Annotated in this window: 5 protein-coding genes; 4 read left to right on the top strand and 1 reads right to left on the bottom strand. The window is 72.1% G+C overall.

Annotated features, from left to right (window positions below):
• The first annotated feature begins 181 nt into the window (after positions 1 to 181).
• From BGO22_RS21930 to BGO22_RS21915, 4 genes are all read left to right on the top strand, one after another.
• Positions 182 to 1,120 carry a hypothetical protein gene (locus BGO22_RS21930; RefSeq protein ID WP_070398108.1) on the top strand — a complete coding sequence of 313 codons (939 nt, stop codon included), beginning with the start codon at positions 182 to 184 and terminating at the stop codon, positions 1,118 to 1,120.
• A 78-nt stretch (positions 1,121 to 1,198) separates the two neighbouring features.
• Positions 1,199 to 1,918 (top strand): tRNA (guanosine(46)-N7)-methyltransferase TrmB, encoded by a 720-nt coding sequence (trmB, locus tag BGO22_RS21925; RefSeq protein WP_070398109.1) that lies wholly within the window; start codon positions 1,199 to 1,201, stop codon positions 1,916 to 1,918.
• A gap of 114 nt (positions 1,919 to 2,032) precedes the next feature.
• The gene (locus BGO22_RS21920) at positions 2,033 to 2,965 is read left to right on the top strand and encodes a pseudouridine synthase (protein WP_070398110.1); all 933 of its coding nucleotides are present in this window, start codon (positions 2,033 to 2,035) and stop codon (positions 2,963 to 2,965) included.
• A gap of 126 nt (positions 2,966 to 3,091) precedes the next feature.
• On the top strand, positions 3,092 to 3,988 hold the full coding sequence (locus BGO22_RS21915) for a hypothetical protein (RefSeq protein WP_070398111.1): 897 nt from the start codon (positions 3,092 to 3,094) through the stop codon (positions 3,986 to 3,988).
• Here BGO22_RS21915 and BGO22_RS21910 read toward each other — a convergent pair.
• On the bottom strand, positions 3,989 to 4,914 hold a 926-nt coding region (locus BGO22_RS21910), incomplete at its 5' end, for a DHHA1 domain-containing protein (RefSeq protein ID WP_286852429.1).

Here is a 4,914-nt window from a genome sequence, read left to right as displayed (position 1 = left end):
CGCCCAACTCATCCACACGCTGTTCAAGCCCAAGCCCCTCCACTGAACCCGGTCCATGTCCTGCAGCAAGGCCCTCTCCACCTCCCACGCACGGCGCCACCCATGGCCTGGCCCGGGCCTGCCGCCCCCCAGCCCCCACCCACCGCACAGCCCACTCGCCGCCGGGCGTGCCGCGCGGCTGGTGCGCGACAACCCCCCGCCCTTCAGCCGCCACCGGCCGCCCAACCCGGCCTCGGCCCTCTGGTTGCTGCTCATGCCCCGCCTGCCGGCGCGCACCCCGGAGCAGGCGGCGACGCACGCCGCTGTCCTGCGCGTGCTGCTGGCGCAACCAGATCCCGCGGCGCGCGCGGACCTGTTCCGCGGCTACGAGCGGTGGCATCCCTTCCATGCGCCCAGCGACCCCACCGCCCGCCTCTTCCACCTGGTGTCCCACCTGCAAAAGCCCGAGCACCGAGCGACCGAACGCACCTGGGCGGCCCTGCATCGCGCACCCAGCCCGGGCCCATCGACGGACTGGACCGTGTGGCGCGAGCTCTGCCGCGTGCTGGCCGCGCAGTTGGCGCCGGTGGTGCAATCGTTCCAGCGGTCCCGGCAGTCGGCGCCGAACCAGCGCCGGCTCGACGACCTCATCCTGCGCGCGCTGCTGCGCCTGTCGGACCCCGATGGGGGCGATGCCGCGACGGCCATCCAGCACCTGTTCGAGTTGCTCAGCGACTTGACGCACGCGATCGACGTGGCGCATCGACCGCACTTCGCGCAGCGGCTCTACGGCGCCTGTGCTTCGTGGATCCAGCAGTCGATGCGCCCCCCCGTCGCCCCTTTCACGCCGGCCCGGCCGCCCGTCCACCTCCTGGCCCTGCAAGGGGCCCTGTACGTGCTGCGCAAGGGCCTGGGCCCCTCTGGGGATGCGTCGCCGCTGCGCGCGCCGCCAGGGCTGGCCCACACGGTGTCCACCTTCGCCCAGTTGTTCTATGCCCTGCACGCGCCCGACCCCGCGCAACGCCAGCGCCAGCTGGCCGCGCTGCGCGATCGCGTCGAGACCGATGCGCTGCTGTCGACGCACCGCGAGGACGCGGCCCAGGCCCTTCAAGGCCTGCTGTCGTTCTATCTGCACGATTGAAGCCGTCTCGCGGACGGGCCGGGGGAAACTGGGCCTGGGCGGCCCGGTCGGCACGCCCCCTAAAATCCCGGCCCGACCATGACCGACCCCCGCCACGCGCAACCGCGCACTCCCCCCAGCGACGTGCCCTACCTGCGGCAGGTCAAGAGCTACGTGCTGCGCGCGGGCCGCACCACGGCCGCGCAGGCCAAGGCCTACGAGGTGTATGGCCCGCGCTTCCTACTGCCTTACACCGCCGACCAGCGCCTGGACGCCCGCGCCGCCTTCGGCCGCGAGGCCCCGCTGGTGCTGGAGATCGGCTTCGGCATGGGCGGCGCCACCGCCCACATCGCCAGCGTGCGGCCGCAGGACAACTTCCTCTGCTGCGAGGTGCACGAGCCCGGCGTGGGCGCGCTGCTCAAGCTCGCCGGCGACGGCGGGCTGGAGAACATCCGCATCCTGCGCCACGACGCGGTCGAGGTCATGGACCACATGCTGGCCGACGCCAGCCTGGACGGCGTGCACGTGTTTTTTCCCGACCCCTGGCACAAGACCAAGCACCACAAGCGCCGCCTGATCCAGGGCCCGTTCGTCAACCGCCTGGCGAACAAGCTCAAGCCCGGCGGCTACCTGCACCTGGCCACCGACTGGCAGCCCTACGCCGAGCAGATGCTGGAGGTGCTGCGCGCCGAGCCCCTGCTGCGCAACACGGTCGAAGGCTACGCCCCCAAGCCCGACTACCGCCCGCTCACCAAGTTCGAGAACCGCGGTTTGAAGCTCGGCCACGGCGTGTGGGACCTGGTCTGGCGCCGGGTCTGAGCGTGCCAGCCCTCAGCCCTTCAGCAGGGCCCCGGCAAGGGCAGCGACAACTGCAACGGCAGCAGGGCTGGCGCCTGCAGTACAAAGCGTCCCTCTCGCCCGTCTGACACCCGCATGGCGCACCGCCCCAAGAACCCCCTGATTCCCACGCGCGAGGGCGTGTCGCCCAGCTGCGTGGCCATTCCCTTCACCCAACCGGCGCCCTGGGCCTCGGTGCTGCAGTTCCTGAGCGAGCGCCTGCCGGTGATCGCCCCCGGCGAATGGGCGCGGCGCCTGGCGCGCGGCGAGGTGCTGGACGACCACGGCCAGGCCCTGGCGCCCGAAGCCCCCTGCGAGCCCGGCGCCCGGCTCTACTACTGGCGCCATGTCGAGGACGAAGCGGAGATTCCCTTCGAGCCCCAGATCCTGTTCCACGACGAGCACCTGCTGGTGGCCGACAAGCCGCACTTCATGCCCGTCACGCCCAGCGGGCGCTATGTGCGGCACAGCCTGATGGTGCGGCTCAAGCAGCGCACAGGCCTCGACTCGCTCAACCCCATCCACCGCATCGACCGCGAAACCGCCGGCCTGGTGGTGTTCAACCTCCGGCCGCAGGACCGCAACGCCTACCACGCGCTGTTCCGCGAGCGCGCGGTCGACAAGGCCTACGAAGCCATCGCGCCGCACGACCCCACGCTCGCGCTGCCCCTCACCCGCCGCAGCCGCATCGAAGAGGACGTGGAGGCCTTCTTCCGCATGGTGGAGGCCGAGGGCGAGCCCAACAGCGAGACGCGCGTCGAGCGCCTGGAGGTGCGCGGCGCCTGGGCCCGCTATGGCCTGGCACCGCTCACCGGCAAGCGCCACCAGCTGCGCGTGCACCTCGACGCCCTGGGCCTGCCCATTGCGGGCGACCAGTTCTACCCGCGCGTGCGGCGCGGCCCCGACGGGGTCGAAGATTTCACCGAACCCTTGCGGCTGCTGGCGAGCGCCATCGCTTTCACCGACCCGGTGACGGGCCAGGCCCGGCGCTTCGAGAGCGCGCGCACGCTGGACTGGCCCTTGCCCTGACCGGCGGTCGCCCACAGGCGCAGGCGATCCGCTGGCGGGGAACGCCAGGTCAAGAAAACCTCGAAGCTGCCGACGAGAGGGTGGGCCACCGCCCTCGCTGTCCCCGCTGTCGCGCTTTCGCCTTACATGCCCCGCACTTCCATCGATACGCCCGCCGCCGTCGTGCAGGCGCTCAACCACGACGGCGCCGTGCTGCCCCCGCGCAGCTCCTGCGACGTGTTCTCCCAGACCCAGGCCAAGGTGCAGTGCATGGTCTGCATCGCGCCGGCCATGAAGCGCACCGTGCCCCACGTGGTGGTGGTGCTGATGGGCGCCGACCGCCACGACCAGCGCGAGGCCGCGACCGTGCTGCAGCGCCTGCTGGGCGAGGGCTCGGCCACGCCGGTCGACCTGCGCGTGCTGCAGTCCGGTGGCGTCACCCTCATGCTGGCCCCCTGGGCCGCGCGCGAGCTGGTGCGCGGCGTGGCCGACTCGGTGGCCAAGAGCTGGCACCCGCAGCGCATCACGGTGGACGGCTCGCGCCTCGACGGCGACGGCGTGGTCGTGGTGCCCGGCCCGGGCTCTCAGGGCGACATGGCGGTGGAAATCCGCCAGGCGCTGGAGTCCTTCGTGGCGGACACCGGTTCGCTGTGGGAACACGCCCGCCGCCTGCTCTCCAGCAAGACCGAGCCCAAGCGCTGGACGCTGCCCCTGGGCTGCAGCGTGATCGAACGCCACGAGGGCCGCCAGGTCTGCTGGGACATCGGCTTTGAGGACATGCGCAAGCTGGAGCGCGCGGTCGCCCTGGTCGACGCGCGCCTGGCCATGGGCCGCGACCACCTGCTGCGCCCCTGGGCCGCCGCCGAGGAAGACGCGGTGGAAACCCGCCTGCCCTCGATCTCGCTGATGGCCCTCGCGCCCTCGCGCGAAGCGCGCGCGCAACTGGCCCGCCTGCTGCGCAACGTGCTGTTCCAGATCGGCCGGCTGGGCTTCGTGGCCTCGCGCCCGGCGGACCTGGCGGACACCTCGGGCCAGCCGGGCTGATCAGACGCGCTCGGCCACCCAGCCCTGCACCGAGGCCAGGGCCTTCGCCAGCCCGCTCGGGTCGGTGCCGCCGGCCATGGCCATGTCGGGCTTGCCGCCACCCTTGCCGCCCACCTGCTGGGCGACGAAGTTCACCAGCTCGCCGGCCTTCACCTTGCCCACGCTGTCGGCCGTGACGCCGGCGGCCAGCTGCACCTTGCCGCCGTCCACCGCCGCCAGCACGATGGCCGCGCTCTTGAGCTTGTCCTTGAGCTTGTCCATCGTGTCGCGCAGGGTCTTGGCGTCGGCGCCATCCAGCGTGGCGGCCAGCACCTTCAGGCCCTTCACGTCCACCGCGCGGCCCAGCAGCTCGTCGCCCTGGCTGGACGCCAGCCTGCCCTTGAGCGCGGCGATTTCCTTCTCCAGCGCCTTGATCTGCTCCAGCGTCTGGCCCACGCGCGCGGTGAGCTCGGCCACCGGCGCCTTCAGCGCGCCCGCGGCCTGGGCCACGGTGCTTTCCAGCGACTGCAGGTAGGCCAGCGCGTTCTCGCCGGTGACGGCCTCGATGCGGCGCACGCCGGCGGCCACGCCGCCCTCGCCCACCACCTTGAACAGGCCGATATCGCCGGTGCGCGTCACGTGCGTGCCGCCACACAGCTCGCGGCTGCTGCCGATGTCGAGCACGCGCACCGTGTCGCCGTACTTCTCGCCGAACAGCATCATGGCGCCGGTCTTCTGGGCCGACTCGATGTCCATCAGGCGCGCCTGCGTGGCCGCGTTGGCCAGGATCTCGGCATTGACCAGGGCCTCGATGCGGCGAACCTGTTCGTCGGTGAGGGGCGCGTTGTGCGCGAAGTCGAAGCGCGTGCGCTCGGCGTTCACCAGCGAGCCCTTCTGCTGCACGTGATCGCCCAGCACCTCGCGCAGGGCCTTGTGCATCAGGTGGG

The organism is Hydrogenophaga sp. 70-12 (assembly GCF_001897365.1).
Lineage (GTDB): Bacteria > Pseudomonadota > Gammaproteobacteria > Burkholderiales > Burkholderiaceae_C > Hydrogenophaga > Hydrogenophaga borbori.
The sequence above is the reverse complement of the archived record's forward strand: the minus strand, read 5'-3'. Positions and strand labels throughout refer to the sequence as shown.